General features: G+C 59.4%; 1 protein-coding gene. It reads left to right on the top strand.

The genetic code is table 11. From position 1 onward, the window contains the following. Positions 1–99 precede the first annotated feature (99 nt). A partial coding sequence (locus LPN01_RS19025) for a hypothetical protein (protein WP_262830001.1) occupies positions 100–283 on the top strand: 184 nt, incomplete at its 3' end.

Raw genomic sequence — 283 nt, 5'->3', positions numbered from 1 at the left:
CGATGCAATTAGACTGATGTTGTCAGCCGAACCCTCCTTCCAGGCGCGGACCAACACGTCCCTCCAACCCCTTGCTGGGATCTCAATCGGACTGTTCGCATGCTTGCCGCGATCATCGGCGCTCGGATGCTGCTTCGCTGCCACCGTCGTCATCGATCGCTCCGATATCGGCACTCGATCCGCGCCGACGAGGAAATGCACCTCGGCATCGGTTGGTTGCGGCATTGGCCGTCCTTGACCTTTGCCAATGGCCAAAAGGCTGAGGCTCTGTCCTCAACACTAG

The sequence above is a fragment of the Sphingomonas sp. A2-49 genome (genome assembly GCF_025548555.1).
GTDB lineage: Bacteria > Pseudomonadota > Alphaproteobacteria > Sphingomonadales > Sphingomonadaceae > Sphingomonas.
The sequence above is the reverse complement of the archived record's forward strand: the minus strand, read 5'-3'. Positions and strand labels throughout refer to the sequence as shown.